This is a genomic window from Methylobacterium sp. C25 (assembly GCF_021352225.1).
In the GTDB taxonomy this organism is placed as follows: domain Bacteria; phylum Pseudomonadota; class Alphaproteobacteria; order Rhizobiales; family Beijerinckiaceae; genus Methylobacterium.
Map to the genome: position 1 here is coordinate 1 of NZ_JAAUVI010000003.1, position 26,682 is coordinate 26,682.

The 26,682-nt window shown below is 62.4% G+C and carries 25 protein-coding genes and 1 pseudogene; 7 read left to right on the forward strand and 19 right to left on the reverse strand.

Translation table 11 applies throughout. The annotated features are described in order from the left end of the window. The 5 genes and pseudogenes from HCU64_RS09860 to bhcA form a co-directional block, all read right to left on the reverse strand. Window positions 1-303 (reverse strand): annotated as a pseudogene (locus tag HCU64_RS09860) (NADP-dependent malic enzyme); the annotation flags it as partial. 216 nt (window positions 304-519) lie between these two features. Continuing rightward, entirely contained in the window at window positions 520-1,485 is a 966-nt protein-coding gene (bhcD, locus tag HCU64_RS09865; protein ID WP_233383685.1) for an iminosuccinate reductase BhcD, read from the reverse strand. 60 nt (window positions 1,486-1,545) lie between these two features. Continuing rightward, window positions 1,546-2,709 carry a 3-hydroxy-D-aspartate aldolase BhcC gene (gene bhcC / locus HCU64_RS09870; protein ID WP_233383686.1) on the reverse strand — a complete coding sequence of 388 codons (1,164 nt, stop codon included), beginning with the start codon at window positions 2,707-2,709 and terminating at the stop codon, window positions 1,546-1,548. An 11-nt stretch (window positions 2,710-2,720) separates the two neighbouring features. After that, a complete protein-coding gene (gene bhcB, locus HCU64_RS09875; protein ID WP_233383687.1) occupies window positions 2,721-3,686 on the reverse strand; it encodes a beta-hydroxyaspartate dehydratase BhcB in 966 nt (321 codons plus the stop codon). Next, window positions 3,683-4,873, reverse strand: a complete 1,191-nt coding sequence (bhcA, locus tag HCU64_RS09880) for an L-aspartate--glyoxylate aminotransferase BhcA (RefSeq protein WP_233383688.1) — start codon at window positions 4,871-4,873, stop codon at window positions 3,683-3,685. Before bhcA ends, bhcB begins: the two co-directional genes overlap by 4 nt. 189 nt (window positions 4,874-5,062) lie before the next feature. Between bhcA and bhcR the strand changes: the two genes are divergently transcribed. Further along, window positions 5,063-5,872 (forward strand): HTH-type transcriptional regulator BhcR, encoded by an 810-nt coding sequence (gene bhcR / locus HCU64_RS25605; protein ID WP_233383689.1) that lies wholly within the window; start codon window positions 5,063-5,065, stop codon window positions 5,870-5,872. A gap of 51 nt (window positions 5,873-5,923) precedes the next feature. Here bhcR and HCU64_RS09890 read toward each other — a convergent pair whose 3' ends face one another. The 3 genes from HCU64_RS09890 to HCU64_RS09900 form a co-directional block, all read right to left on the reverse strand. Continuing rightward, a complete protein-coding gene (locus tag HCU64_RS09890; protein WP_233383690.1) occupies window positions 5,924-6,667 on the reverse strand; it encodes a 2OG-Fe dioxygenase family protein in 744 nt (247 codons plus the stop codon). 178 nt (window positions 6,668-6,845) lie between these two features. Further along, a complete protein-coding gene (locus HCU64_RS09895; RefSeq protein WP_233383691.1) occupies window positions 6,846-8,141 on the reverse strand; it encodes an MFS transporter in 1,296 nt (431 codons plus the stop codon). Window positions 8,142-8,300: 159 nt separating this feature from the next. Continuing rightward, window positions 8,301-9,476 (reverse strand): pyridoxal-phosphate-dependent aminotransferase family protein, encoded by a 1,176-nt coding sequence (locus HCU64_RS09900; protein ID WP_233384258.1) that lies wholly within the window; start codon window positions 9,474-9,476, stop codon window positions 8,301-8,303. Window positions 9,477-9,623: 147 nt separating this feature from the next. Between HCU64_RS09900 and HCU64_RS09905 the strand changes: the two genes are divergently transcribed. Further along, entirely contained in the window at window positions 9,624-10,373 is a 750-nt protein-coding gene (locus HCU64_RS09905; RefSeq protein ID WP_233383692.1) for a GntR family transcriptional regulator, read from the forward strand. Between the two features lie 142 nt (window positions 10,374-10,515). Here HCU64_RS09905 and HCU64_RS09910 read toward each other — a convergent pair whose 3' ends face one another. The 6 genes from HCU64_RS09910 to HCU64_RS09935 form a co-directional block, all read right to left on the reverse strand. Next, window positions 10,516-11,751 (reverse strand): MFS transporter, encoded by a 1,236-nt coding sequence (locus tag HCU64_RS09910; protein WP_233383693.1) that lies wholly within the window; start codon window positions 11,749-11,751, stop codon window positions 10,516-10,518. A 146-nt stretch (window positions 11,752-11,897) separates the two neighbouring features. Further along, window positions 11,898-13,571 carry a M23 family metallopeptidase gene (locus HCU64_RS09915; protein ID WP_233383694.1) on the reverse strand — a complete coding sequence of 558 codons (1,674 nt, stop codon included), beginning with the start codon at window positions 13,569-13,571 and terminating at the stop codon, window positions 11,898-11,900. Window positions 13,572-14,029: 458 nt separating this feature from the next. Next, window positions 14,030-15,202, reverse strand: coding sequence for an MFS transporter (locus HCU64_RS09920; protein WP_233383695.1), 1,173 nt, complete (start codon window positions 15,200-15,202; stop codon window positions 14,030-14,032). A gap of 13 nt (window positions 15,203-15,215) precedes the next feature. Then, complete coding sequence (locus HCU64_RS09925) at window positions 15,216-16,223, reverse strand: inorganic phosphate transporter (protein ID WP_233383696.1); 1,008 nt, start codon at window positions 16,221-16,223, stop codon at window positions 15,216-15,218. A gap of 9 nt (window positions 16,224-16,232) precedes the next feature. Continuing rightward, entirely contained in the window at window positions 16,233-16,877 is a 645-nt protein-coding gene (locus tag HCU64_RS09930) for a DUF47 domain-containing protein (protein WP_233383697.1), read from the reverse strand. Between the two features lie 24 nt (window positions 16,878-16,901). Continuing rightward, window positions 16,902-17,588 carry an MgtC/SapB family protein gene (locus tag HCU64_RS09935; RefSeq protein ID WP_233384259.1) on the reverse strand — a complete coding sequence of 229 codons (687 nt, stop codon included), beginning with the start codon at window positions 17,586-17,588 and terminating at the stop codon, window positions 16,902-16,904. 118 nt (window positions 17,589-17,706) lie between these two features. Here HCU64_RS09935 and HCU64_RS09940 point away from each other — a divergent pair, with 118 nt between their 5' ends. Then, on the forward strand, window positions 17,707-17,973 hold the full coding sequence (locus HCU64_RS09940) for a PepSY domain-containing protein (protein WP_233383698.1): 267 nt from the start codon (window positions 17,707-17,709) through the stop codon (window positions 17,971-17,973). Continuing rightward, window positions 17,924-18,250 carry a hypothetical protein gene (locus HCU64_RS09945; RefSeq protein WP_233383699.1) on the forward strand — a complete coding sequence of 109 codons (327 nt, stop codon included), beginning with the start codon at window positions 17,924-17,926 and terminating at the stop codon, window positions 18,248-18,250. Before HCU64_RS09940 ends, HCU64_RS09945 begins: the two co-directional genes overlap by 50 nt. A 577-nt stretch (window positions 18,251-18,827) precedes the next feature. Here the strand turns inward: HCU64_RS09945 and HCU64_RS09950 are convergent. From HCU64_RS09950 to HCU64_RS09965, 4 genes are all read right to left on the reverse strand, one after another. After that, on the reverse strand, window positions 18,828-19,169 hold the full coding sequence (locus HCU64_RS09950) for a hypothetical protein (RefSeq protein ID WP_233383700.1): 342 nt from the start codon (window positions 19,167-19,169) through the stop codon (window positions 18,828-18,830). Window positions 19,170-19,437: 268 nt separating this feature from the next. After that, a complete protein-coding gene (locus HCU64_RS09955; RefSeq protein WP_233383701.1) occupies window positions 19,438-20,286 on the reverse strand; it encodes an ABC transporter ATP-binding protein in 849 nt (282 codons plus the stop codon). Further along, entirely contained in the window at window positions 20,283-21,149 is an 867-nt protein-coding gene (locus HCU64_RS09960; RefSeq protein WP_233383702.1) for an ABC transporter permease, read from the reverse strand. The genes HCU64_RS09955 and HCU64_RS09960 overlap by 4 nt, the downstream gene beginning before the upstream one ends. Continuing rightward, on the reverse strand, window positions 21,146-22,561 hold the full coding sequence (locus HCU64_RS09965) for an ABC transporter substrate-binding protein (RefSeq protein WP_233383703.1): 1,416 nt from the start codon (window positions 22,559-22,561) through the stop codon (window positions 21,146-21,148). Before HCU64_RS09965 ends, HCU64_RS09960 begins: the two co-directional genes overlap by 4 nt. 314 nt (window positions 22,562-22,875) lie before the next feature. On the opposite strand from HCU64_RS09965, the gene HCU64_RS09970 reads away from it, so the two are divergent. Next, complete coding sequence (locus tag HCU64_RS09970; protein ID WP_233383704.1) at window positions 22,876-23,640, forward strand: Crp/Fnr family transcriptional regulator; 765 nt, start codon at window positions 22,876-22,878, stop codon at window positions 23,638-23,640. 115 nt (window positions 23,641-23,755) lie between these two features. Here HCU64_RS09970 and HCU64_RS09975 read toward each other — a convergent pair whose 3' ends face one another. Beyond that, the gene (locus tag HCU64_RS09975; RefSeq protein ID WP_233383705.1) at window positions 23,756-24,721 is read right to left on the reverse strand and encodes a GlxA family transcriptional regulator; all 966 of its coding nucleotides are present in this window, start codon (window positions 24,719-24,721) and stop codon (window positions 23,756-23,758) included. A 263-nt stretch (window positions 24,722-24,984) separates the two neighbouring features. Here HCU64_RS09975 and HCU64_RS09980 point away from each other — a divergent pair, with 263 nt between their 5' ends. Further along, complete coding sequence (locus tag HCU64_RS09980) at window positions 24,985-25,278, forward strand: YciI family protein (RefSeq protein WP_233383706.1); 294 nt, start codon at window positions 24,985-24,987, stop codon at window positions 25,276-25,278. Window positions 25,279-25,411: 133 nt separating this feature from the next. Further along, on the forward strand, window positions 25,412-26,623 hold the full coding sequence (locus HCU64_RS09985; RefSeq protein ID WP_233383707.1) for an MFS transporter: 1,212 nt from the start codon (window positions 25,412-25,414) through the stop codon (window positions 26,621-26,623). The last annotated feature ends 59 nt before the right edge of the window (window positions 26,624-26,682 follow it).

Here is a 26,682-nt window from a genome sequence, read left to right on the forward strand (position 1 = left end):
CAGGACGGCCTTGCCCTCCATCACCGGCTTCGAGGCCAGCGGGCCGATATCGCCGAGGCCGAGCACGGCCGTGCCGTTCGAGAGCACGGCGACGAGGTTCTGGCGGATGGTGAGGGTGGCGGCCTCCTGCGGATCCTCGTGGATCGCCATGCAGGCGGCGGCGACGCCAGGAGAATACGCCAGCGCCAGATCGCGCTGGTTGCCAAGCGGCTTCGTCGCCTGGATCTCAAGCTTCCCTGGTCGCGGCAGGCGGTGATAGACGAGCGCTCCGGCCTTCAGATCTTCGGACATAGTATCGGCCATGGCTTCCTCCCAACGCTTTGGTCGTTGATAAATTCGTATTCTTTTATTACGAAAATTGGCACGCCAACAAAATAAAACTCAGTAATACATTTCTATATAATTAGAATTCATTCAAATCTTAGCGTAGTTCCTCAATATTGTTGAAAGTCAGACGCATTATCTTGGATTAGATCCGGATGCTCAGAAGAGGCGTACGCCCCTTCTGAACAATTTCCGTCAAAAATCGACGTTGATTGCGACGCCCTTCGCTATGGCGGCGTCGACTGCAGCCGATGCGACCGCGAGATCCTGAAGGCCCACCCCCGTCCCATCGAACAGGGTGATCTCGTCGTCCCGGCGACGACCTGGATGCGTGCCGTTGATGACAGCTCCGATTTCAGTGATCGCCTCTGCTGTCAGCAGGCCGCTACTGACGGCATGCTGCGCCTCGCCAATCGTAACCGACTGAGCGATCTCGTCGGTGAAGATGCTGGCCTTCCCGAGGAGCTCGGCTTCGACCTCCTGCTTGCCCTTGGTATCGGTGCCCATGCAGGCGAGATGGGTCCCGGGACGGACCTGCGCCGCTTTGAGGATCGGCGAGAAGGACGACGTGATGGTAACGATCACGTCGGCTTGGGCGCCGAGTTCGTCCAGATCGACGGCTTCGAAGGGCAAGCCTTTCTCCGCGGCAACCGCTTCGAGCCGGCTCAGCGCCGCGGGCTCGATGTTCCAGCCGACGATCTTCTCAAAGCGGCGCTGCTCGAGTGCAGCCCTCAGCTGGAAAGTCGATTGATGCCCAGCGCCGATCATGCCGAGGACACGTGCGTCGGATCGCGCAAGATGCTTGATCGAGACCGCCGAAGCCGCCGCCGTGCGCAACGCCGTCAGCAAGTTACCGCCAACCACGGCGCGGCAGCGGCCCGTATCGGCGTCGAACAAGAAGATCGTCGATTGGTGATTGGTCAGACCCTTGTCGAGGTTGCCCGGCCAGAAGCCTCCCGACTTGAGCCCTAGCGCCAGGCTCTCGCGGTCGAAGCCCGACTTGAAGCCGTAGAGCGCATCCGCATGCCCGATGGCCTCGCGGATGACCGGGAAGTTGTAGGCCGATCGCCGCGCCATAGAGGCAAATACCCGCTCGACCGCGACGAAGCATTCGCTGGACGAGACGAGTTCGGCGATCCGGAATTCAGGGACAATGATCATAGGCGTTCCTCGGGCGTGCCGTGCCGGAGCATCATGTCCGACACGGCTTTGAGCGACGACTTAGTAGGCTTTACCGCGGGCCGAGATCGGCCAAAGGGTCTCGACCTTGCCGTCGCGTACGCCGACGTACCAATCGTGGACGTTGCAGGTCGGATCGCAATGACCGGGAACCAGACGGAGCTTCTCGTTGATCTTGAGAACGCCGCCCGTATCCTCGACGACGCCATGCTCGTCCGAACACTTGATATACTTCACGTCGTCGCGACCGAACACGAAAGGCAGCCCGCTATCGACCGACTGTGCCTTGAGACCCGCATCGACCACAGCGAGGTGCTGCTTGGCGTGGCTCATCACCGAGGTGAGCAGAAAGAGGGCGTTCTCCCACTCGCCGCCGTCGATGCGCTTCCCGTCCTTGTCCAGGATGCGCCCGTAATCGGCATCCATGAAGGCGTAGGACCCACACTGAAGCTCGTTGAACACGCCTGAATTCGACTCGAAGTAGTACGAGCCGGTACCGCCGCCCGAGACGAGCTCCGGCTTGAGGTCGATCGCGGTCAGGGCGTCCACCGCATCCCGGACCTGGGCGATAGCGGCGTCGAGCTTGGCCTTGCGGTCTACGTAGCTGTCGATGTGCTGCATGGCGCCCTGGTAGGCCTGCAGGCCGGCGAAGCGGAGCCCTGGAGCCGCGGCGATCGCGCGGGCGATCTCGACCACGGCCTCGGTGGTCTTCACGCCACAGCGGCCGGCGCCGCAATCGATCTCGACGAAGCAGTTGAGCGTCGTCCCATGCTTCTGCGCCGCTGCCGACAACTCGGCGACGTTCAACAGATCATCCACGCAGACGACGATCCGGCCGCCGAATTTGGGCAGCCGAGCGAGGCGGTCGATCTTGGCCGGGTTGCGCACCTGGTTCGAAACGAGGATGTCCTCGATGCCGGCGCGGGCGAAGACCTCGGCCTCGGAGACCTTCTGGCAGCAGACGCCAATCGCGCCGCCGAGCTTCATCTGAAGCTTCAGGACGTCGACCGACTTGTGCATCTTGCCATGGGCGCGGTGGCGCATGCCGTGCGCCTTGGCGTAGGCGCCCATCTTCTCGATGTTGCGTTCCAGTGCGTCCAGATCGAGCACTAGGCACGGCGTCTGGATGTCCGCCTCGTTCATGCCCGGCAGAGCAGGAACATCAAAGCCGACTTCCAAGTCGGCAAGCTTCACGTGAGTATTCATGAAATTCCTCCCTAGTTCCATGGCAATTTGTCGAGGTCGACGTTGCCGCCGGTAATGATCAATCCGACACGTTTCCCGGCGAAGACCTCTGAATTTTTAAGAACTGCGGCCAGCGTGACGGCGCTCGAGGGCTCCATCACGATCTTCAAGCGTTTCCAGATCAGCTTCATTGCGGCGACGATCTCTTCTTCGGAGACCGTCTGGATGTCGGCCACGTGGCTGCGAATGAAGTGCCAGGTCAGTTCCTTCAACGGCACTTTGAGACCGTCAGCGACGGTGTCGGGCGCATCATCAGCGATGATGTGCCCTGCCCTGAAGCTTCTGAATGCGTCGTCGGCCTGCTGCGGCTCGGCAGCAAAAACTTCGACATGCGGGGCCAGATTGGACAACGTCAGGCAGGTGCCGGAGATCATGCCTCCACCACCGATCGGGGCGATGACCGCATCGAGCCCCTCGACCTGTTCGATCAGCTCAGCCGAGCAGGTCGCCTGGCCTGCGATGACGCGGTGGTCGTTGTAAGGATGAACGAACTCGGCACCACTTTCGGCGACCACCTCGGCAAAGACAGCTTCTCGGCTCGATGTAGACGGTTCGCACTCGACGACCCGTGCCCCGTATCCCGCCACTGCGTCCTTCTTCGCCTGCGGCGCGGTCCGCGGCATGACCACCGTGCACGGGATGCCGCGACGACCTGCTGCATAGGACAGACAGCTGCCGTGATTGCCGCTCGAGTGGGTGGCAACTCCTCTCCGAGCCTGCTGCTCCGAGAGGCCGAACACCGCGTTCGAAGCACCACGCGCCTTGAATGCGCCAGCCTTCTGCAGGTTCTCGCACTTGAAGAACAGCTCCGCCCCTGTGAGCTCGTTCAACATTCGCGAGGTCAGAACGGGCGTACGGTGAATGTAGGGAGCGATACGCTCACGCGCCGCCAACATGTCGGCCAAGGTTGGGATGTAGAAGGTTCCTTCGGGCGTCATGCCGCTCTCCTCTGCCCTGCACCAATGCCCCGCCGATAATGATCCTGGGCCGCGGCAACGCCGGATCCGAGTCTGACCGGAAGCCCGAGATCGACGAGGACCATCTCAGCGGTAGCGATGCCGGACAGGGTCATGACCTCAGTCAGGCTGCCCAGATGTCCGATGCGAAACACCTTGCCGGCGACCTCACCGAGCCCAGTGCCGAACGAGACCCCATAGGCATTCAGCGCGTGTGATACGACGAGGTTGGCATCAAAGCCGTTCGGCATACGGATGGCGCTGACAGTGTCCGAATAGAGTTCGGGGCGGGCGGCGCAGAGGCTAAGCCCCCAGGCCGCGACGGCGTTGCGAACGCCCTCGGCGATCCGGAAATGCCGGGCAAAGACGTTGTCGAGCCCCTCTGCGAGCAGCATGTCGCCGGCGACACGCAGCCCGTTCAGCAATCCGACCGGCGGAGTGTATGGATATCCGTTGCCGCGATAGGCTTCGCGCATCGCGCGCAGATCGAAGAAGCTGCGGGGAAGCCGGGCGGTTTCCGTGGCGGCCAAAGCTCGCCGGGACAAGCCCACGATCGCAAGTCCGGGCGGCAGCATGAAGCCCTTCTGGCTCCCGGTGACGGCGACATCGACGCCCCATTCATCCATCCGGAAATCCATACAGCCGACCGAGCTGACCCCGTCGACGAACAGGAAAGCCGGGTGTCCCGCCGCATCAACCGCCCGGCGCAGACCGGCGATGTCGGAGCGGACGCCGGTGGCGGTCTCGTTGTGCGTGGCGAGGACTGCCTTGATCTGATACTGCTGGTCGGCAGCAAGGATCTCTTCGATCCGATCGACGGGAATGCCCTCTCCCCAGGCCTGGGGAACGATCCTCACGTCGAGACCGTGACGCTGGCACATCTCGATCCAGCGTTGGCTGAACCTCCCGTGCAATGTCGCAAGAACCGTGTCGCCGGGCGACAGAACATTGGTGACGGCCGTTTCCCATCCGCCGGTACCGGTCGATGGGAATACGAAGATCTCCGCTTGGGTAGTCTTCAAAACGCGCTGCACGGCCTCCAGCGCTGGGTTCAGGATGTCTCCGAACAAAGCGCTTCGATGGTCGATCGTCGGCATGTCGACCGCCTTGCGGATGACATCCGGAATATTGGTGGGCCCGGGAATGAAGATCGGGTTTTGCGTACTCATTTGCCTGTCCTCGTCGTTACCGAGAGCTAGCACACGTAATCTTCCGGATAAATTTTTTTAGATTCATTATTCATTTTTGCGTTCAGCAGTAATTTTGCTTTATTAACAAAGATTTGTATTTTTTCACAGGCAGAAATCGAATTTCATAGAGAGCTTTTTATTCGCAGCGAAACTGCCTATGGGAGCGGAATGGAAAAGCAAATTCGCCGACGGGGACGTCCCAAAAACATCGTCCCGACACAGCCAGCCGGGGGCATTCAATCTCTCGATCGAGCACTCGATGTGCTGGAAGCTCTCGCCAAGCACGATGGCGTGACGCTCACGGAGCTTTCCGACCATCTGCGGCAATCCACGGCGACGATGCACCGGGTTCTCGCCTCGCTCGAACGACGCCAATACGTCGAGATCAATCCGGAGCGGCAGGAGTGGTTCGTTGGGCCCGAGGCGTTTCGGCTCGGCTCGGCCTTCCTGAGGCACACGAACATCGTCGAACGTAGCCGATCGGTCATGCGGGACCTCGTCGCGAAGACCGGCGAGACTTCCAATTTGGGTGTCGAGCGCGAAGGTGTGGTTTTGTTCGTCAGCCAGATGGAGACCCCGGAAACGATCCGCGCCTTCATTCCTCCCGGTACCAAGTCGCCGCTTCACGCCTCCGGGATCGGGAAGGCGTTGTTGAGTTCCTTCGACGACGCGCGGCTGGACAGGTTCGTCAAGACAGCGCGCTTCACGCGCTTCACCGAACGAACGATCGCCAACCCCGAGCAGCTCCGCGCCGTCGTCGAGCAGATCCGGGTGACGGGGTATGCCCTCGATGACGAAGAGAGGACTGTCGGGATGCGGTGCGTTGCCGCTGCCATCCATGACGCCTCCGGAGAAGCGGTGGCAGGCATTTCGATCTCCGGTCCGACGATCAGGATTCCCGATGCCAAAATCCAACAGATCGGGGCTTGGCTGACCAGCGCCGCAAAGGATGTTTCGCGGCGACTGGGCGCCGCGTAGCAATCCCTCCCGACCAATTGCACTCGCAGAGATCATTGAAGCAGCTCTGCATCACGAGACGGAATAGGTCGCGACCAGGATGTCTCGGAAGCCAACGAACGCAGGATCAACGGCCGTGATTGGGCTGACACCGTGCTGCAGCCGGTGATCATCGACGACGATCGTCTCCATAGGTTGCCGCATCTGGAGCTGTGCCACTGCCGAACCCGTGTCATCGACGATCGTCGTCAGGCCACCCGCGACGTTCTCCCGGCTCACAAGCATCATGACTACCCAGTCGACGCCGTCTCGATGCATGCCTTCGGGTGTCGGCAGACCGTAGTCCTGGCCCGTGACCTCGATGCGAAACTGGTGCAGTTCGATGGCCCAGGCCGACGCCGCAAGGTCGCCACGGCACTCCTCGAAAGCCGGCAAGAAGGCCGTGAGAATCTTCAATGTCAGCGGATCGCTCGCGACATCGGACGTCACAGATGCGAATGGACGGTCGATTCCTCCGTTGAGGTGATTGAACGCCTTGGCTTGGTAATGCGGCCGGTCGGGCTGTCGCTCGATACCGCCGTCGAAGCTTCGGAAGACAGCGTGCCGGCGCCGCCGGTACTCGCCACCATCGCGCATGTACGCGTCTTTCTCGAGCGTCGACCAAGTGCTGGCAAATCGGGGCCAGCCGGATAGCGCGGACGTTCCCAGGCGTTGCTGCATCGCGTCGGGACCGAGATAGACGAAGCCGTCTGCGGCAAGGTTAGCCGCAAGATTGCCATTGTCCGGAAACTCGGTCGGGCGGCGTTGCGTCAGCATCGCGATCCTCGAAGGCGCCGGTAAACTGATGGACCGTTCCGGTCGGAGCCACGTCTACAGGTCGTTTGAAGTTCGGGTTGGCAGCATTCAAGCCGTGCCGCCAACCCCACGCTTTCATTCTTTGAGCGAAGCATTCCTGCTTGGCCGCAAGGATGAGCGCTTTCGCGTTCATGCCTCTCTACTCAGCCGGGACGCCCTTCAATGCGGTGCCAGGCGCGTCCTCAAACGGCCGCTCTGGATGCATGGTGAACGCCATGACTGCACCGAGAACGAGCAGACCAATGGAGCCGGCAAACGGCAGGATCCAATTGCCCGTCACATCGACGATCCAGCCGAAGGTCAGGGGCGAAACGATCGCCGCAAATGCCGAACCGAAGTTCATGAGTCCGCTTGCCGTTCCCGCATATTGCGGCGCGATATCCATCGGGACCGACCATATCGGACCGATGACCAATTCGAGGAAGAAGAAGCCGGCGCTCAGAAGTAGCGCGACGTAAGTGAGATCCCTGGTGAAGAAGACGCCAGCGAGGCTTGCCGCGGCTCCCAACATCCCCACGCAGATGACGTTCCGGCGCGCTCTCTGCAAGTCTCCCGTCTTCTTCAAGATACGGTCCGAGACCACGCCGCCGAGGGTGTCGCCAATGACGCCCGCAAAGAACACACCGGAGGCGAACAGTGCCGAATTCTTGATGTCCAGGCCATAGCCGTCCTTGAAGAACGACGGCAGCCAGTTGAGGTACAACCAGAGCGACCAACCGTAGCAGAAGTATGTAATCGTCACTGGCGCCATGCGAGGCACGAGGCGCCCCCACGGAACTGGATTCTTGGGGCCAGCAGCTTTAGCCTCGCGTACGGGAAGCCGATCAAGATCGTCTTGAGTGATATCCTTATGGTTGCGAGGATCGTCACGATAATAAAAGTACCAGACCGCCACCCATACAAAGCTAAGAACGCCGAGCACTACGAACGCGCCGCGCCAGCCGATATGCATCATCATCACCACGACGAGCGGCGGGGTTACAGCGTTGCCGAAGCGAGCGAATGAATGGGTTATCCCTTGCGCAAAGCCGCGTTGATCCTTGGGCACCCATGATTGCATCGCCCTCGTCGCGGTCGGAAAGGTCGCGCCCTCACCGAAGCCAAGGATGAAGCGGACCAGAAAGAGCGACACCACGCCGCCCACGAAGCCGGTGGCAATGGTCGATGCCGCCCAAACGAGGCCGCAGATGAACAGCGTTCGCCGAGCGCCCCACTTGTCGGCCATCGCGCCGCCGATGATCTGGAAGACCGCATAAGGATAGGCGAATGCGGAGAAGATCAGGCCGAGCTGGGTATTGGTCAATCCCAGTTCGGCTTTAATCGCGGGCGCTGCTGTACCAACATTCACTCTATCTACGTATGTGATAAAGTACATCAGGCATAACAGGAACAGTATCATTCCCGGCGCTGTGACACGACGTGGTATCGTGATCATGTCGTTTCCTCCGATGACAGGATCGCGAAGGCTTCGGTCTTGATGCCAAGCTCGACGCGGATGGATCTCAAGCAGTCAGCCGCTATCGGTCGCCCGGTCGATTGGCCGGGCGCGTCCGATCGATTGTTCTTGCTCTCAGCCGAATTCCAGGCCGGCCGCTCAGTCGTCCCGTCCGCTGCGCAGGCTCGACATCGCCGCGAGGACACCGCCACGCTGGTGGCGCACTCCTGCTGCCCCGAGGCCCATTTCGACGCCTGACAGGGCGCCCATCAAGGTCAACTCGTTGGTCTCACCGAGATGCCCGATGCGGAAGACCTTGTCTGCAAGCTTGCTGAGGCCGGCACCGAGGGACATGTCGAAGTTATCGAGCACGACCTGGCGGAAGGCATCGGCTCCCTTTCCATCAGGCATAAGTACCGCGGTCAGGACAGGTGAGTATTCCGACGGCTCCTCACACAGAACCTCAAGTCCCCAACCCTGAACTGCGGCACGAGTCGCCGCCGCGAGCCGTTGGTGCCGGGCGAAGACCTCGGGCAGACCTTCCTCGAGCAGCATTGCCACTGCTTCGCGGAGGCCATAGAGCAGGTTCGTTGCTGGCGTGTACGGAAAGAAACCGTTCGAGTTGGGCTTCAGCATCTCGGACCAGTCCCAGTAGGAACGGGGCAGCGAGTTCGCCTTCGAAGCAGCGAGGGCCTTAGCCGAAATCGCCGTGAAACCGAGCCCTGGCGGCAGCATGAGGCCCTTCTGAGAGCAACTCACGGTGACGTCGACGCCCCACTCGTCGTGCCGGAGATCGGCAGATCCCAACCCCGATATGCTGTCGACGAGCAGAAGCGCAGGGTGACCGGCGCGGTCGATCGCCTGGCGGATCTCAGCGATGCGGCTGGTCACACCGGTCGAGGTCTCATTATGGACGACCATGACGGCTTTGATCGAGTGCGATCGATCTTCGGCCAACTTCGCTTCCACGATCGACGGATCAGCGCCGCGGCGCCAATCAGTGGCGACAAATTCGGTTTCGATGCCCCAGCGGGCCGCCATTTGCCGCCAGAGGCTCGCGAAATGGCCTGTCTCGAACATCAAGACTTTGTCGCCGCTGTTCAAAGTGTTGACGATCGTTGCTTCCCAAGCGCCGGTGCCCGACGAGGGATAGATCACGACGGGTCCTTGGGTCTGGAAGACAGCTCGACAACCCTCGAGAACCTCTTTGCCGAGCTTTGCAAACTCCGGCCCCCGGTGATCGATAACCGGCATATCCATGGCGCGAAGAACGCGCTCCGGCACCGGACTCGGCCCTGGAATCTGGAGGAAATGGCGTCCGGTACGCTGGCTCACGTGTCTCTCCCTGCTGTGCGCGTCCATTTAGAATTCATAACGCGATCCGCTGCACCACAAAATGCATTCATTTTTTGCGGAGGCAAGAACTATTTTGCGTTAGATATGGCTGTCGACGCGTTTCATGCCCCCTGCTAGGGTCGACGAATGAGCCTAGAAACCGTGCCGGATAATGATGCTTCTCGAACTCCGGACCGCATCGACGCGGGTGGAAGACATTCGAGGCCGGACGCGCGCAGCGACCTGAATTCGAAATCGCTGCACGGCGAGGTCCTCACACGGCTCCGCGACTTCATCGTCGAAGGAAATTTGTCAGCCGGGGCTCGTATTCCGGAGCGCGACTTGTGCGAGCGGTTCGGAATCTCACGAACGCCGCTTCGCGAGGCATTGAAGGTGCTGGCCTCAGAAGGACTGGTCGATTTGCTGCCCAATAGGGGCGCCCGAGTGCGCCACCTCGGGGAGCGCGAGCTCGCGGATCTCTTTGATGTGATGGGTGGTTTGGAGTCTCTCGCGGGCCGATTGGCGTGCGAGCGGATGACAACCGAGGACTACGAAGTCATCGAAAAACTTCATCACGAAATGTATTCATTTTTTATTCGCAAAGACTTACACGGGTATTTCGCAAAAAATCAGGCCATTCACGAAAATATAGTTGCGATTACAAAAAATGATGCATTGATATCGACTTATACTACCTACGCCGGCCGGGTAAGACGCGCTCGATATTCTGCAAACCTTGATGAAGATCGTGACCGCTGGGGTGAAGCCATGCGAGAGCACGAGGAAATTCTTGACGCTTTGCGTCGGCGCGATGGAGCAGGGCTGAGCGACATTCTGTTTCGGCACTTACGCAACAAACACAGGGCAGCGGTGAGCCAGGAAATCACCGATCAATAACGTGTAAGGGTGCCGAAGGCGGCCGGGCTTCTAAGTCAAATCAACCGATCACATCCCGCACCTGCAGGATGCTTCCCACATTCTGCATTCATTATTGCTCTTGGTTCGCAAACCAAGCTTCGATCGTCGGCCGGTTCGTGGCTTACATTTTTGTCGGCGAGGTGCCTCTCGAGAGGACAGGCGAGAGGGCCAACATGAGAGGGATTACGGTAAGCGCCGTAGCCGCCGAGGCTGTCGCCGCCCAAGCTGGACCGAAAGCATCGCCGAGCCGACCGTAAAGAAGCGGAGCCGCAACAGCACTTCCCCCGAGTGTGCAGGTATAGAAGACGGCAAAGGCATGCTCCACACGTCCGCCGGTAGCCAGTTCCGGGACGGTCCCGTAAAGCACGGATGATGTACCATTCAGCATGACGCCCAGTAGAGGCAAAAGGACCAAAGCCGGCGCCAGAGGAAGACTGATAACAGCGAGAATGGTGATCGCGGTGCCGGCTTCGGTGAAGATTACGGTCCGGGTCACCCCAACGCGATCTCCCAGCCAGCCGCAGACTGCTTTGCCGAACGCGCCTCCGAGGAAAACCAGCGACAGAGCCAGTCCGACCGTCGGCAGCGCTGCTCCCTTTTCCTGAAGGAGAAACGGCAGATAGAGCAGAAACGCAGGACGAGCGGAGTTATCGAGCACCCCGATCGCCAGGAGGAGCCCGAAGCCGGTTCTTCCGGTTTGCGAGGCGCCTCCAGGATGATCGTCCCTTGATCGTTCAGGCCTCCTTGGAGATTCCAACGAACGATCATTGGGAAGCAGATACGCTATGATGACGGCCACGATCATGCCTAGCCCAGCAATGATCCAGAGTGCCGACCGCCAATTCCAGATCGTGAGCAGATACCCGATCAGAGGCGGGACACTCGCCTTGCCGATATCTCCGGCGAAATTGTAGGTGCCGAGCGGGCCGCGAGCAGATCGCCCATAAGCACGAGCGATCATGGAGGAAGCCAGCGGATGCTGGGTGCTGCTGCCAATGCCGCCTAGCGCAAGCGCAGCGCACAGACCCACAAGCCCGCCCGAGGCACCGGCGAACGCATAGCCTGTTGCGCTCAGAAGCGTTCCAAGAACGAGAACAGTCCGGATGCCGAGGGACTTTGCAAGCAGGGTCGATGGGACCTGAAAGGCAGCCAGGGCTCCGCTGTAGAGCGTCCGCAGCAATGCCAACGTCGCGTAACCGAGCGCGAATTCATTCTGCCAAACCGGCAGCAGCACATAGATCAGATCGGTGTAGCCGTCGTGAAGCGCGTGGTTGATCCCCACACCGAACAGGACGCGCCTAGGATCCGAGACGGGCGTTTGATCGACGGGGATATTTAGGTCTGAGGCTACCGGCATGGGTGTTCGAGGGCCTTTCGAACACATCATGATGCGTGCAGATGGAGCCGACAAACGACTTTGTTTGGGCCTATATGTGAACCAAACTCACGGATCCGCGGCTGCCAATCCGACGTGGCGAGAGATTCGTAATCCGCTTGGTTTCGTCAGAGCGGCTCCGTGGAGAGAGCCAGTGTTTCGTGGTGTCGGATGGAGTTCGTAGCGACGACCTGGCGTGCGAAAATTGTCTTCAGCGCATCCGGGACACCATGGCTGTCGGGCAGCCGGATCGTCATTGGATCCAGAAAGCGTCCGTTGACGCTCACTTCGTAATGCACGTGCGGCCCCGTCGAGAGGCCGGTCGATCCCATATAGGCGATGACTTGGCCCTGTCGCACGGTCGCGCCTACGTGCACCGAGTGCGAGAGCCGCTGGAGATGGTTGTAGGCCGTCGCGTAGCCGTTGGCGTGCCGGATCTCGATGCGGTTGCCGTAACCGCCGCGCGGGCCCGCGAACACCACTGTGCCATTGCCGGTCGCCATGATCGGCGTCCCGGCCTTGTTGGCCCAGTCGATGCCGTTGTGGAAGCGCGCGTAGTGCAGGATCGGATGGATGCGGGTGCCGAAGGGCGAGGTGATCCGACCTTCGGCGATTGGCATGCGAAGCAGGAACCGGCGCAGCGATCCCCCATCCTCGTTGAAGTAATTCACAGTGCCGGTTTCGGGCTCTTCAAATCTGTAGGCTCGGTGTTTCACCCCATCGATGATGAGCGAAGCATAGAGCAGCTCGGCTTGTCCGCCGGCCTTCTCGGCAGGGCTGACCAGTACTTCCAGCCTGTCGGTTGCCTTGACGGCCCGCTTCATGTCCATGCCGAAGACGAAGATGCTGACGATGCGTTCGGCGACCTCGCGGGGAAGCCCGTTGCGCAAAACGGCCTCATATATGCCGGCGTAGAGGTTGCCGGTACTTTCGTCATCCGCATCACTAGTTAGCTCCGGGCTTCGCGTTGTCCCTGCGGGCGCGGCGACCGGGACGAAGCCACCGGCGTCTCGTTCCGCCGCAATCTCCTCGACGCCGCCCACGCCGTACAATGTGACGCGCGCGAGCTGCGCCGTCGTCGGATCGCCGCCATGGTGCATGAGCAGCAGGCTCATGTGTTGGCCTTCGGGGAGCCCTGTCCGCGCATGTTCACTGAGCGCCGACAGGATCGATCGGACACGCGCGGGATCGGCACCGTTCTTCGCGAGGGCCTCCGCGAGGGTCTGGTCGTGCTGGAGCACGATGTCGCGGGTTTCCGTGAGGCCAGTCCGTGAGGCGGGGTCCGCCTTGGCCAGCGTCGTGACGTTCTCAGGCACAACGCGGACCTCGATGGCACGAAATGGGTTCGGTTCATCGGCGTCCTCGGCCGAGGACGAGACGTCGACCGAGGACGCGCTCAAAGCCATCGACAGAAGGCGTTGCGGGGCAAGCGGTCCCGAACCTCGCGGTTCGGCGATCTTCGTCAGGGCGAGTTCTGCTTCGACGAGCGCCGTCACGCCCTCGTCGCTCATGGCGGGAGCATCGTCCCCGATCGGCTCCTCGCCGAGATCCGAGCGCTTGATGCTGATAGCGGTATCGGAACCATCCTCTTCGGCCTCATCAGCGCTCGGCGTGGGATTGTCCGCGGCGAGCTGGCGTGTGGGATCGAAGGGCGGAATGTCTGCGGTATCGTCGTCGCCGGAGGCGAGACTGGCCACGAGGCGAATGAGCGGCTGCACTCGCACGATCTCACGCGCGCCGACTTGGCGTGCGATGGGCGCGGTGAATTCCTCCTTGTCCGATGCCACGAGCTGCCGCCTCACGAGCCGGTCCCCCCGCTTTCCGTCCTCGCCTGAGTCGTCGGATCCTCCACCGCCTCCGCCAACGCGCACGACCGGTCGCGATGCGATGAGAGCGGTGTCGAAGGACAGGCGAAGCGCGGCAACCATCAGGCCGGAGCCGCAGGCAGCGATCAGCATACTCGCGCATAGCCAGCGAACGTTGAGGCGCCGACGATCAGGCGGAGCCTCGCCGAGAAACAGAGGCTCGAAGCGATTGGCCGGGGCAGATCGCGGCAGGACAGGCCTATCGTCCGTCGATTGGTCTCCCGACCGCAACATGCGCGCTCCCCTATGGCCAAGCTTAGCACTTCGGGGCCGAGTGGGGCCTCAATGAGGCTGCAAACAAGGTCGCGCAAAACCGAGGAAGCATGGATGCCGAGTGCCAGACAGCCGGTGCGACCTCGTCGACGGGCTGGCGTCATGAACGACACACGCGCGCTTCAACGCTCCCGCCAGAGGATGGCGATCAGAAGAAGGTTGGCCAGCGCCAACGCCAGGAGCAGCCACCACAGGGAGTCGCTCCCGGCTCTTGCCAGGAGCACGGCCCCCACCGGCGGAGCCAACGCCTGAGCGGTCAATCCTGATCGTGCAAGGCGTCCAACCAGAACCGGGTATCGATCGGGACCAAACAGGGCGAGAGGCACAGTGCCTCTCGCGATCGAATAGATCCCGTTGCCGGCCCCGTAGCATACCAGCCAAAAGCCGATCCCCGGGACCGCAACCGCCAACAGCCCCAAGCCAACGGCGATCAGGACATAGGCTGCGGTCAGCGTCCAGAGTGGGTGATGACGACCCTTGAGCGACACCTCGACCACCCGAGCCCCGACTTGAGCGGGGCCGATGAGAGCTCCGAAGGAAACGGCCGAGGCAAGCGCGACGCCGCGCCCCTGAAGCAACGTAATGAGGTGGACCGAAATCAAGGACATGATTGATCCGCCGAAGACGAGGACTCCCGCGAACAACAGGAGTCGGCGTCGATCCTGGCGAGAGAGGACAGTGCGGGTCGGCAGTCTGGGACCGTCGCCGCTCGGCTGTATCGGGACCGCTGGGACCAGGAACAGAACCAGTGGAAGTGTGATCGCGAGGTGCAACCCGGCATAGGTCAGGCACGCGCCGCGCCACCCCACATGTGCGATCAAGAAGGCAGATAGAGGCCAGCAGACGGTACTTGCAAAGCCGCCCCATAGTGTCAGCGTGGTGATCGCGGGTCGAGCTTCACTGCCGTAGAGACGGCCGAGCGTTGCGAAGGCCGGATCGTAGAGGCCACAGCCCATCCCTAGTCCCATGAGAAGCCAGCCGGCCAAATAGAATGGCAGGGAGGGCGCCAGACCCAGGACGGTCAGGCCTAGGGACAACAAGAGAGCCGCCGACGCCAAGACTGGACGCCCGCCATGGCGGTGGATGATCTCTCCGATCCGTGGCGACGCGCCGGCCGCCACGAGGAGCCCGAGCGAAAAACCACCGACGAGCCAGGACAAAGGCCAACCTGTGTCTTCAGCGACCGGGCCGGCAATCACAGCCGTCAAGTAAAACGACGATCCCCACGTGCAGATCTCGAAAACGCCAAGTGCCGATACGACGACTTGGCGCCCCGGCCCGTCATGCTGGGTCATCGCCGCGGACAGCTCACCAGAAGAGCCGTATGACCGCATAGCAAAGCGCCGCGATCGCGCCAGCAGCGGGCAGCGTCACGACCCAGGCAATGACGATGTTGCTAGCAACGCCCCATCGCACCGCGGAGGTGCGGCGAGCGGCGCCGACGCCTACGATGGCTCCGGTGATTGTGTGGGTCGTCGAGACTGGCACACCGAGCCACGTGGCTAGAAACAGCGTAAGGGCGCCCCCGCTCTCGGCGCAGAAGCCCTGCATTGGGTTCAGCCGTGTGATCCGCGAACCCATCGTATGAACGATCCGCCAGCCTCCCATCAGCGTGCCGAGTGCCATGGCCGCCTGACACGACAGAACCACCCAGAGCGGCACGTGGAAGTCGCCATCGAGCTGCCCTTGCGAGAAAAGCAAGACGGCGATGATGCCCATCGTTTTCTGGGCATCGTTCCCGCCGTGCCCGAGCGAGTAAAGTGACGCGGAGGCGAATTGCAGCACCCGGAAGGTGCTGTCGACGGCGAATGGTGTTTGTCGAACGAACGCCCATGACACCGCCAGCACGAGAAACATCGCCAATACGAAACCAAGCAAAGGCGACAGAACGATCGCAGCGGCAGTTTTGATGAGACCGTTCCAGACAACGGCTTGAAGTCCTGCTTTCGCGATACCCGCTCCGACCAGCCCTCCAATCAATGCGTGTGAAGAACTCGATGGGATGCCGAGTACCCAAGTGACGACGTTCCAAACGATTGCGCCAATGAGAGCGGCGAAAATCACCGCGGGCGTTACGATACCTGCATCGATGATACCGGTGCCGATAGTAGTGGCAACGTGCAGTCCGAAGAATAAAAACGCTATGAAATTGAAAAACGCCGCCCAGAATACAGCGTAGCGAGGGCGCAGAACACGCGTCGATACGATTGTCGCGATGGAATTGGCTGCGTCGTGCAGACCATTGAGGAAGTCAAATAAGAGCGCGATGCCGATCAGGCCGAAAAGCAGCGGCAAAGCGAGAGTCACAGTCTGCACGGCAGCCCCTCAGACGTTCTCGACGACGATTCCGCTGATCTCGTTTGCGACGTCCTCGAAACGATCGACGACTTTCTCCAGCCCGTCGTAAATCTCGCGGCCAATCATGTAGGCCATCGGGTCGCTGTGGCCCTTCGCCTGGTACAGTGCGCGAAGACCTTGCTCCTGCAATTCGTCGGAACGGCTCTCCACCCTCGTGATCGCTTCGGTAAGTTCGCCGAGCCTGCTCGCATTCGCTCCGATCGCGCTCAGAAGAGGCACGGCCTCCGCGGTCAATCGAGCCGCCTCGACGACTGTGCTGCCCATTTCGCGCATCAACGGCTCGAACGACCGGACATCGTAGAGCGTGACGATTTTCACAACTTTATGCATCTGATCGATAGCATCATCCATCGACTGGATCAGATCTTGGATATCGTTGCGATCAAATGGTGTGATGAAACTGCGCCGGAGAGCCTGCAATACTTCTCGTGTGATCTCGTCGGCTTTATGTTCTTCTGTAATGATGATACTTGCATTGCCTTCGACCGCGTCACCGCCAGTGAGCAGAGCATTCAACGCCTCGGACCCTGCAATCAGCGTAATCGCGTGTTGGGTAAAGAGCTCGAAAAACCCGTCTTCGCGGGGCATAAGCGATCGAAACCATTTGAGCATCGTGTTGTCCTGCGCCCTCGAGTTCTACGGATTCGCAGAATCGATTTCGTCTACTCTGAGCACCGCCGGATTTTCTCTCAAGCGTTCTGCAATGGAAGCCACGGTCTGTTTGGACAGGCGTGTGAAGGACACGGTCACATCCTCTAGCTCCGGATCATCGCCTGGACGCACCACGAACTGGCGGATCCGGGACGACCGTTCGCCCGTCGCTTCCTGCAGCGTGTTGATCGTGATCGACCCGCGTCGAACCGAAAGGCAGAGCTCGTGCGTCTTCATGCGGCCACGCCAATGTTCCTCAAGCGGCTTCACGCCAGCCAAGATGCCGAGGACCAGGATTGTCGTAGCGATCGCTGCAACATAGAGCCCCCCTCCGACCGCAAGGCCGATTGCCGCCACGGCCCACAGACTTGCAGCCGTAGTCAGCCCTTTGACGACCTCGCCGCGGAGCAGGATCGTACCGGCTCCGAGGAAACCGATGCCCGAAACGACTTGCGCAGCGACACGCGACGGATCGAGCACGACCGCTGGTTGGCCAAGCACATCACCAAAGCCGAACGCCGACACCATCATGATGAGGCAGGAGCCGACACAGACCAGCATGTGAGTTCGAAGGCCAGCGGCCCAGAGCAACCGCTCGCGTTCGAAACCGATTGCGCCACCCATGACGGAGGCCAGCGCCAATCGCGTGATCAACTCCACATTTCCCAGCATGGCATCCTTGGCCACTCTGCATTTCCGCGCAGTCGAACGTGAGTAGCGGCATGGTCGAGCACGCCCCGAGCGCTAAGTTAGCATCGTTCACTTAGTCGGCAATGCAACGGAGGTGTCTATGAGGACGATAGCGACGATCGCTCTGCTGATCTCGATGGGTCTGGTAGGGCCGGCCTTCGCCAAGAAGGATAGGCCGGGACCGGACTGGATCCCCGCCGATCAAGTTACTCAGAAGCTCAAGGACGCAGGCTACAGCAGCATCACTGAGTTGGAGGCAGATGACGGCCACTGGGAGGGCGAAGGCGTCAAGAACAGTGTGAAAATGGAGTTCCACGTTGACCCGAAAACCGGGGCGATCACCAAGGAAAAGCCAGACAAAGACTGATGGTGTCAGCCACCTCGGGGCAATTGCCGGCGCGGTGCCGCCGGTATTTCTGCTACCGAAGGCAAAACGCCAAAGACACTGTGCCTTCCTGATCGCGGTTCATCAGCGACGAGAGGCCATCCGCACCTACGCGGTCATGGCGACGTCGGCGGAGGCAGCACTGGAGCGGATGAACTCCGAAGTGCTGACGGAAGCCGCCGTCGTCGTCGTCGGTCAGCTGTCTCGCGACTCAGCGCGCCGCTTGAAGCTCAAACCTGGAGACAAGCTGCTGGTTTGACCGGTTGCTGGGGCGATGAGCCCCAGCCGCTTTCCATTGGCGAGATGTCGGCCCCTCGGTGCCGCGGCTTTCATCATGATGGCGCCGATAGCTGCCATGGCTGGAATAAACGCGAAGCAGACGGTCGTGATGACTACACTCCGTCGACATTCGGCCGACAAGCCTTTGCGTTTTGAGCTGGTCGGTCTGCCGCCATGCGTGGCGCTCGCCGAGCCATAGGGCACCTTACGCAGATCTTGCGGCAATTTATCCAATGCAGCCCGACAAAAGTTGAAATCACTCAATTGTATTTAAGCTTCTCTATGTTGTATATTTTAAATGCCCAAACGGATTTTTGTTGGCTGCAATGAATTAAACGCCGAGCGATTGCGAACTGCAATTCGAGGCTCGCCATGATAATTTTCGTTGACGAAATCAGCGAGAACGTTCCCGCTTGAAGATGCCGAATTGACTTAGGAGGATCGCCGAAATTCGATGATCCTCCCGCGCTGGGGCATTGTTGGTGCGCGCTCGCGACCCTGACGATGGGGACCCATCGGTTGGCAGAGAAGAACGCACCATGCGTGACTGTCGCCGATCAATAGATCGGAACACACCGATCCCAGTAGTTGCTGTAGCGATAGCCGTAGCCGCACCCGCCGCCGATGTAGACGACGCGCCGCGGACCGTAGCCGTAGCCGCCCCATCCTCCAGCATGGCGGAAGCCGCCACCGTGACCGCCGAAATGACCGTGGCCGAAACTTCCACCGAAGTGGCCGCCACCATGGCCGCCGCCGAAGTGACCTCCACCGAAGTGGCCGCCGCCGTGGCCACCGCCGAAGTGCCCACCGAAGGCGGAGGCCCCCGTCGTCGCGGCGGCGCCGAGCGGAACTGCAATTGCAGCAGCGATGAGCAGGGACTTGAACGTCTTATTGATCATAACGCTCTCCAATGTTCAGCCAAGCGGTCTGTCCGATCGGCGAATTGGAGACTTAAAGACTTTCACCAATATTGATGTGCCTCGCCGCACGCGGCCAATTGAAGCTTATCGTTGCCGCGAAATCCGTATTTAATCTGAATTCGGCACCGCGCATTCTGGGCGCAGAGGCTCGCACGCGGCCCGGACTGGCACTTTCCTACTGCGCTTTCGATCGTCTGCTGACGATGGGCCAAGTCCAGTTCTCAAATGGAAGCGGGGCCGGCATTCCTCAGTGATTTTCGAAAGCGCTCCGTTTCGCGGCCGACAGACCGAGCGGCGTCAGTCGTGGAAGCGGATGAACGTTCGCCTCCGGCCTCAAGAGGTCGAGACAATGGCGCTTCATCTGCGCGAAGGTGGGATTGACGACGAGGTTGCGCTGGCGCGGCCTGTCGAAGGAGACCGGAAAATCATCGAGGATGCGGCCCGGGCGCGGGCTCATCACCAGCACCCGGTCTCCAAGGAACAGCGCCTCGTCGATGTCATGCGTCACGAAAAGGACGGTGGTCCGCAGTCGCGTCCAAACATCGAGCAGGAGTTCCTGCATTGTCAGGCGAGTTTGCGCGTCGAGTGCCCCGAACGGCTCGTCCATCAAAAGGACGCGCGGTTGGTTGATGAGCACACGCGCGATCTCGACCCGCTGCTGCATGCCGCCTGAGAGCTCCCCAGGATAGCGATCCCCGAATCCATCGAGGCCGACGAGAGAGAGGTACGTACGCGCTTCCTCGAGCCGCCGATCCTTGGCTACGCCCTTCATCTTCAGGCCAAAGGCGATGTTGTCGAGTACGCTCTTCCAAGGGAACAGCGTGTGCTGCTGGAACACGATGCCGCGCTCCGGGTCCGGCCCAGTGATCTCCTCTTCATCGACGGCGACTCGGCCGCGGCTCAGGGAAAGGTGGCCGGCAAGCGCTCCGAGCAACGTCGACTTTCCGCAGCCCGAGGGCCCAAGCAGGCAGACGAACTGACGACCCGGGATCGTGAGATTGATGTTCTCGACGACGTCGAAAGCGGCCGCGCCCTGCCCCAGGCGGATTACGGCATCGGCGACGGCGATCCGTCCTTCCGCATGAGTGCCGATCATCGTTTGTCTCCCGCGCCCTTCCAGGGTGTCGCGAGGCGGCCGAGCCGCCGCACGACCAAACTCGATCCCATGCCGAGCAGGCCGATCAGCAGCATTCCAACGACGATGTCGTCGTAATTCTGCAGGGTGTAGCTCTCCCAGGTGAAGTAGCCGATGCCGTACTGGCCCGAGATCATCTCGGCGGTCACGAGGCAGAACCAGGCCGTGCCCATGCCGATGGCTGCGCCGGTGATGATGCTCGGTGCCGCACCCGGCAGGATGACCTCTCGCAGGATCGCGACACGCCCGGCACCGAGACTGCGTGCCGCGGCGACGAGCCGAGGGTTGATCCCTTCGACCCCGTGCACCGTGTTCAGGAGGATCGGAAACAGAGCCCCCGTGAAGGTGATGAAGGCCATCGACAGCTCGGAGGACGGGAACATCAGGATGGCCAGGGGGATCCAGGCAACGGCCGGGATGGGCCGCAGCACCTCAAGCGGCGTCAGCAGCAGGTCGGTGGCGAGCCGTGAGCGGCCGATGGCGAGGCCGAGCCCGACACCCGCGAACAAAGCTGCCAGGAAGCCGGAGACGACGCGGGCGAGGCTCGCGCCGAGATGCGCACCGAGTTTCGGCGAGTGAAGGAGGTTCCAAGCCGCCTGCGCCGCCTCGATCGGCGTTGGGACGTTGCGGAAGGTGACGATGCCGAGATCGAGCTTCGATGCCGCCAGCAGCTGCCAGGCGATCAGGGTCAGCCCGATGGCGCTGGCACGAAGCGCAACACGCCGCAGTGGAAGCCTTTCGCCAGCCTGGGCCGCCGCGCGGCGGCTCTGGCTGGTGCGCGGCTCGATCAGCGCGGCGGCCGTGCCGAGAGCGGACGCGCTCATCGCGCACTCACCCGCGCCGAGCCGGCCCGCGCCGCCGCGAAATCGACGACGTCGCCGCCATTCGCCTTTGCGTAACCCTCGGCGTCGCCCTTGAGCAGGAAGGCATTCAGGTGTTTGTCCGCATCGCGGACGAACCAGGCCTGGCTCGCGAACAGCTTGATGCCGCTGTTGCGGTCCTGCGCGTAGACCACGCGGGCGTGACCGCCATCCTTCTCGATCGCCGCCAGGGCCGCCAGCGCCGCCTCGGGCGAGGCATAGTGGCGGACATGATCCTCGCCCTTCACCCAGATCTGGGAGAGCCGGGTGGTATCGGTGATGGGCTGGCCGCTCGTGGCGTCGTTCGCCGTGAGTGGGGTCTGGGCATAGTCCTTCAGACGGGCTTCGTAGTCGACGCCTGCATCCTTGGCCGCCGTGCGGATGAAGCGGTCGTCGACGAAACGGTCGAGATCGATGTCGGAATCGGCCTTCTTCAGCAGCTTCAACGTCTCGAAGGACGTTTTCACGGCCTGGCGGTACTCAGGCTTCCAGGTGATATCGCGAGTCTGCAGCCCGAGAGGACCGTGGAAGAGATAGGCGACCTCGGCCTCGATGCCGGTGACCTTCTCGATCAGCTGCGCGTATTTCTCGGGCTCGGCGGCGATGAGACGGTCGGCCTCGATCGCAGCGCGCAGATAAGCGGTGACGATCTCGGGATATTTCTCGGCATAGGCGGCATCGACCAGCGAGCCGTGGAAGGTCGGGGCGTCGGCCTGTGAGCCGTCGTAGATCTTCCGGGCGAAGCCGCGCCACGGAAACAGCTCCGCGAAGGGCACGAAGTCCGCGTGAGCCTCGATCTTGTTGGAAAGCAGCGCGGATCCTGCCAGCTCAGGCGCCTGGGTGATGATGTTGACGTCGCGGGCCGGGTCCCAGCCCTGCGCCTTCACCGCGCGCAGTAGCAGGCCATGGGCGGTCGAGGCGAAGGGCACGGAGATGGTGCGGCCCTTCAGGTCCGCGAAGGACTGAACGGGGGAGTCGGACGGCACGACGACGCCGTTTCCGCTGCCCTTGATGCTGCCGGAGAGAACGGAGATGAACAGGCTCTGCCGCCCGGCCTTGTTGAAGGCATAGCCGTTCAGCGAACCCGGGAAATCGGCCATGGCGCCGAGATCGAGCTTACCGGCGACCATCTCATTGGTGAGCGGAGCGCCACTCGTGAAGTTACGCCATTGGATGTCGTAGCTCGCATCCTTGTACTTGCCGTCATGTGGCAAGTACTTCTCCAGCAGCTTCAACTCGCGGATCAGCAGGCCGCCGGTCGCGCAGTTGATCGTGGTGTCTTGCGTACCGACGGCGACGCGGATCGTCTCGGCATGCGCTGTACCGATCGCGGTCGCAGTGAGGAGGATGGCGGCAAGATTGCGCGAGAAGGTCACGTCGTAGGCTCCAAGGGAGAGACACGGCCGGCGCGACGGGGAGAGATCCAGCCGGCGCGACGACCAGGTCATTGAATCTGTTGGAAGCTAGAGTTTCGCGAGCAATTAATTGCATTTGGAGTACGCGACGGTTGATCTGCGGCGGATAATGTTGGCGCAGAGAAATTATATCTCCTAATACATGGCAACGAGGGATAATGTCTCTTCGAATGCTGGATATTTGGAATGGCTCCAGACCGGCTGCGCTCCATAATCCGCGCTTGCGACTGCCACGCGGCCAAGCCCGGTCGAGGCGCAGAGATTTTGGCTCCATCATGTCGTCGGCGACGATCGCCCTGCCCGAACGCCGCAGACCGGCGCCCCTGATCGCGAGTGCTCTGTTCCTGAGCGAGACGATCGAGGGCCTCGATGACGGCGCGAGCTTTCTCGATCGCCTGGCGCCAGCGGAGACCGTACGCATCCGCGAAGCGGGCCGATCCATCAGCCTTCGTGCGGGTGAGAGCGTCTTCACTCAGGGCGACGCGCACGAGGGCATCTTCCTGATAGAGACCGGGCGCGTGCGGGTATTCTATTCCGGTCCTTCGGGGCGGCAGGTGACGCTAGCCTATTGGACACCAGGCCATTTCATTGGCGGCCCGAGCATCTATGGCGGCGGCTGTCACCAATGGTCGGGCGTCGCCATCGAGCCGGTGAAGGTGACCGTGCTCTCGAGCGCGACGCTGCGCAGCCTGATCCGCCAGATGCCGAACTTCGCCCTGTGTCTGATCGAGGCTCTCGAAGCGAAGGGCCGCTGCTACACGGCGATGGCGCAGATGCTCGGCACCCGCTCGGTGATCGAACGGCTGGCGCAATTGCTCCTGAATCTCGGCGATCTTTACGGGACCACCGAGAACAGCGCCGTCGTGATCCGCCGCCGCATCACGCATGACGAAATCGCGGCGCTCGTCGGCTCGACCCGGCAGTGGGTGACGATGATGCTGAAGCGGTTCCAGCGTGAGGGAGTGATTGCGATCGACTCGCATCACATCAGGCTGGTGCGGCCGGGCCGTCTGCAGGAAATTGTTCTGACGGAAGGCTGAACTTTGGCTCGACTTCGAGACTGACTGCATCGGGTTTGCGGACGCGTTTCACGCTTACGACGATCTGATCGATGCCCTCGGAGCGGGCGCGAATACTCGGACAAGTCTGAGCGCATTAGCGGAGATCCGCCCTCAGATCGCGCACGCCGCGCCCCAGTCGGCGGCGCAAGAGCACGCGCAGCGTGGCACCGTCGACATAGCCGACCTCGGCGGCGATGGCTTCGAGATCGAGGCCGCTGCCGTGCAGCAAGGATTGGGCGCGCTCGACCCGCAGGTCCTGGACATAGGCGAGCGGTGACTTGCCCAGCACCGCCTGGCACCGCCGCTGCAGCGAGCGCGGACTCGTCGCGAGCGCATCCGCGGCCTCCCCCAGGGAGAAACCACCGCTCAGGTGATCCCGAGCCCAGCGCTCGAAGCGCAGGACGAGGGGGTCGGCCTGAGCGAGGTGGTTCGGGATGATGTAGGGGGCCTGCGCCGAGCGGATATCCGCCAGCAGGTAGCGCGAAACCAGGGCCGCCAACTCGGGGCTGGCCTTGCGGATCAGCCAGAGCGCGAGATCGAGGTGCCCCATCGCGGCGCCGGCGGTGACGCCGATCTCCGAGGGCACCAGCATCCGGGATTCGTCGAGCAGCACCCGCGGGTAGCATTGCCGGAAATACGGCGCGAGCGACCAGGTCGTCGTCGCCTCGCGGCCGTCGAGGAGGCCGGCTTCGGCGAGCAGGAAGGTGCCGATGCAGGAGGCGGCGATGGAGATCCCGGCCGCGTGCCATCGTTGCAGCTGGGCCTTCGCGTCCCGGACATCCGGCCGCTCCAGCGCAGCCGCGAGCGCGTCGGGCGTCGTCGCCTTGAGCGCCGGGACGATCACCCAGTCCGGCTTGAGGTCGGGGTCGATGACGTCGACCGGGACGATCAGCCCCTGCGCCGTGCGTACCTTCCGCCGGACCCCCACGGTCGTCACCTCGAAATGCGGGCTGCCGCCCATCACCCTCGTCGAGAGGCCGCGGGCCGTCGCGAAGGCGTCGAGCGTCACGGTCAGGCCCGTATCGAACAAGCCCTCCAGGGCGAGGATGACGATGTGCATGGCGTGAACGATACCAAAGTTGTCAGTTACGACACTACAGCGAAGTCCGGCCCGGAGCTATTTCCAGTGTCCATCGGGACCGGATGGTGCGCGGAGCCAAGAGGCTTCCCGCTGCGGTCAAACGCCTGAGCCGTCGCGCGTTCTTCCAGCCCGCGCCGGAGCGCATAAGTGGCACGAACGACAACGATGAGGGCGATCGCGCCACCAGGACCGGATGCCGTCGCGGCTCCCGAGACTGCCCCGCAACGACCTGGAGACCACTCATGAAGTTCTTCGCGATCGGTTCGATCACCAAGCCCCTCTCCGACGAGCAGCGCCAGCAGATCATGCCGAAGGAGGTGCCCGCGACGCTCAAGCTCTATCTCGACGGCCGGATCGAGCAGTTCTGGTATCGGCAGGACAAGCCCGGCGTGATCTTCCTGGTGGAAGCCGGCTCCGCGGAGCAGGCCCAGACCGCCGTCGAGGCCCTGCCGCTCGTGACCGAGGGGTTCGCCCAATACGAGGTCTTCCCCGTCGGCCCCCTCGCGCCCCTGGGCATGCTCATCCAGCCGCGCTGAGGCGCAACCCGCGCCGCGCTCCCGGCGAGGCCCCATCGGAGATGGCCGGTCGGATGATCAACCGTCCCCGGTGAGCGGCCGCCGGGGGCTCGTGCCCAGCCTTCGTTCTCATCACCCGCACGTAGGTGCAGCCATGGACCGACGCCTTCTCGTTCTCGCCCTCGGCATGTTCGCGCTGGGGACGGACAGCTTCGTCGTGGCCGGCGTCCTGCCGGCCGTGGCGAAGAGCTTCGACATCGGCATCGGCGCGGCCGGTCAGATGACGACCGTCTACGCCGTGACCCTGGCGCTGCTCGCGCCGACCATCGCGGCCCTGGCGGCGCACGTGCCGCGCAAGCGGCTCCTGCTGACGGGCCTCGGGGTCTTCGTTCTCGCCAATCTGGGCACCGCCTTCGCCCCGAGCTTCGCGATCGCCCTCGCGACGCGCGCGCTCGCCGGCCTCGGCGCGGCCATGTTCTTCCCGACGGCGACCGGCTCCGCCGCCTCGATCGTTCCGCCGGAAAAGAGAGGGGCCGCGCTCTCGATCGTGGCCACCGGCATGACGGTCTCGACGGCGCTCGGCGCGCCGATCGGAACCCTGATCGGCGGCCTCGGCGACTGGCACTGGACCATGGTCTTCGTCGCGGCTCTCGCCGCGCTGTCCGGGCTCGGGGTCCTGGCCTTCCTCTCCCATATCCCGATGCCGCCGGCCGTTTCGCTCGGGCAGCGGCTCGCGCCCCTCGCCGATGCGCGCGTCGGGCTCACCCTGGCGACGACCTTCCTGTTCTTCACGGCGGCCTTCACGATCTACACATACTTCGCCGCCGTGTTCGGACGGGCGACCGGGCACGATCCGGCCAAGCTCGCGGCGCTCCTCGTCGCCTGGGGCGCGGCCGGGACGGTCACGAACCTGTGGTCCGGCCGGCTGGTCGATGCGGTCGGGTCCCGCAAGGTGCTCGCGGCCATGCTCGCCATGGTGCTCGCCGACTTCCTGTTCCTGCCATCGACCAGCGCCGCGCTGTGGTCGGCCTTCCCGGCTGCCATCCTCTGGGGCGCCTGCGGCTGGGGCTCGTCCGTCCCGCAGCAGCACCGCATCGTCGGCATCGCGCCGCAGATCGCGCCGATCATCCTGGGTCTGAACAACTCCGCCGTCTTCCTCGGCACCACCGCGGCGGGACTCGTCGGCGCGGCGGGCATCCAGGTCCTGGGAGCCGATCGGCTCGGATATCTCGCGGCCGCCCTCGTCGCCGCCGCCATGATCGTGTCGGAACTGGCGGATCGGCGGATCGGCGCGGCGAAGGCCGCAGGCACACCGGATCGGCCGGCGCCGGCACCCGTCGCCATGCCCGAGGAGGCGAGGGCCTGACGCGCAACCGGCGCGCCCCACTTGCCGAGGACGGGGCCTGCAATCCAACCCGGCCGCCA